Source organism: Streptomyces sp. NPDC056161, from assembly GCF_042268025.1.
Classification (GTDB): Bacteria; Actinomycetota; Actinomycetes; order Streptomycetales; family Streptomycetaceae; genus Streptomyces.
This window is the reverse complement of record NZ_JBHJUV010000150.1, coordinates 1-1,756: the sequence shown is the minus strand read 5'-3', so window position 1 is coordinate 1,756 and position 1,756 is coordinate 1. Positions and strand designations below refer to the sequence as shown.

Annotated in this window: 3 protein-coding genes; 1 reads left to right on the top strand and 2 read right to left on the bottom strand. The window is 71.1% G+C overall.

Features of this window, described 5'->3' with window-relative positions; all coding sequences use genetic code 11:
- A partial coding sequence (locus tag ACFC09_RS46005; protein WP_376539188.1) for a hypothetical protein occupies window positions 1-195 on the top strand: 195 nt, incomplete at its 5' end.
- Here the strand turns inward: ACFC09_RS46005 and ACFC09_RS46000 are convergent.
- A complete protein-coding gene (locus ACFC09_RS46000) occupies window positions 185-799 on the bottom strand; it encodes a hypothetical protein (RefSeq protein ID WP_376539186.1) in 615 nt (204 codons plus the stop codon). The genes ACFC09_RS46005 and ACFC09_RS46000 overlap by 11 nt on opposite strands.
- Before the next feature lie 58 nt (window positions 800-857).
- Window positions 858-1,658 carry a hypothetical protein gene (locus ACFC09_RS45995; protein WP_376539184.1) on the bottom strand — a complete coding sequence of 267 codons (801 nt, stop codon included), beginning with the start codon at window positions 1,656-1,658 and terminating at the stop codon, window positions 858-860.
- Window positions 1,659-1,756: the final 98 nt, after the last annotated feature.

Sequence of the window (1,756 nt, the reverse complement as noted above, 5' to 3'; positions counted from 1 at the left end):
GGTGCCGCGCCGCCAGGCGCGTCCACGGCCCGGTGCCGACGGCACCGGCCGACGAAGGAGGCCGGGGCCGGCGAGCACGCACCGGGCCACCAACACCGCCACGCCGCCAGGCGTGTCCGCTACCGCGCCGCGCACGGCGGCCCGCCCCAGCCGGCTCGGGCGGGGCGGGCCGTCGCCGTGGCGGTCAGCCGGTGAAGGCGGCCCACTCCATGCCGCCCCTGGCGTACTTGAGACCGGCGCGCACGCGGAACGCCTCGTCGTCCGTGATCGCGCGGGTGATGCCCTGTTCGCTCAGGAAGGCGTCGATGGCCTCCAGCGGCTCTTCCGAATACCGGAAGTTATCGGTGGTGCCGTGGGTCGCGGCGAGCTCTCCCGCCCTCCAGAGCTGGACGGAGTAGGTCCGGCGGTCCGGGTCGAAGATCGGCCGCAGCTCGGCGTCCTCGCCGTCGAGCTCGACCCGCCGCAGCTCCTCGAACAGCTCGTTGCGGCGCTTGTCGCAGTCCTCGGGGCTCCACCCCTCGACGTAGACCCCGGACCGCTGGACGGGGTACTCCACCAGGGGGCTGATGCTGCCGTAGCCCCACGGGAAATCGGCCTCCCGGAAGTTCACCCGGTAGCGGTCCCATGCCGTGCCACCCGGCACACGGCCGCACCACATGGCACCGACACGGACACCGGCCTGGTGCTCGTACTGGTACAGGCGATCACCGGGCTGCACGTCGGCACCCTTCACCGTGAACGTCTTCAGGCGCGGGATCAGCCGGTACACCTCGGTCTCGTCCGCTGCGGTCCTCATCATGATCTCCTCTGTCGAAGGTGCGGGGCCCGCCGTGGCGGGCCCGGCGGGCGGGGTGGTGTCAGGACCCGAAAACCGTGTCGATGGCGTTCAGGAAGTGGAACGCGCACGCTCGGCGTCGGGTGGGGCGGCGGTCGGCGGGGTCCCGCTTGATCCACGGGTCCGCCTCGATCGCGACGGGGGCGGGCTGAGTGCAGCGGGGGTGGTCGCAGCGGCCCGGCCGTCCGGCCTTGGCCAGGTCGATGACCCGGTACGGATCGGCCAGCGTGACGTCGAATCCGAACGCGCTGCTGCGCATCGCCGCTTCGTAGGCGGCGCGCTTCGCGGCCTCGGCGCGGGCCTTCTCCGCTGCGGCGGCCTCCTGGGCGGCGATGGCTTCCGCCAGCGTCTGGGCGGACGGGGAGGGGCTGCCCGCCACGGTGTGGGCCTTCAGGACTTCCCTGCGGCGGTTTGCCAGCGTTTCGTCGTCCTCCCAGGGCTCGCGGACGGGCAGCACGCGACCGTGCATCCAGTTCCACCGGTCAACCATGTAGTTCAGGGCGATCTGCGGGGTGCGGACCTCGGCGACGAACTCCAGGTCGTGCAGAACGACGTCGTCCCACCACTCGGTGTGCGTCCGGCGGCCGTCGCTGAAGAAGGCTCCGAGAAAGGCGTCCGTGTCGGCGAAGTAGACGTTGGCGGCCACGATGTTGCCGTGGTAGCCGTCCTCCTGGAGGGCTTCCACCAACCAGTCGTAGTGCCGGAGTTCGGCGGTGTGCATCGGGACCACGGTCAGGGGGACGTCGCGGCCCTCCGCGACCCGGGGGCCGTTGCGGTGGAAGGAGACGACTCCGCCGGTGCGGTAGAGGGTGCTGGTGGTCATGTCGTCTCCCTGGTGTTGAAGGTTCGGGCCTGTCGTCCGGGGCTGCCATCCCCTTCCGACATCACTAATTCTGCCTTATTCGAGTGCCTGAGTCCACC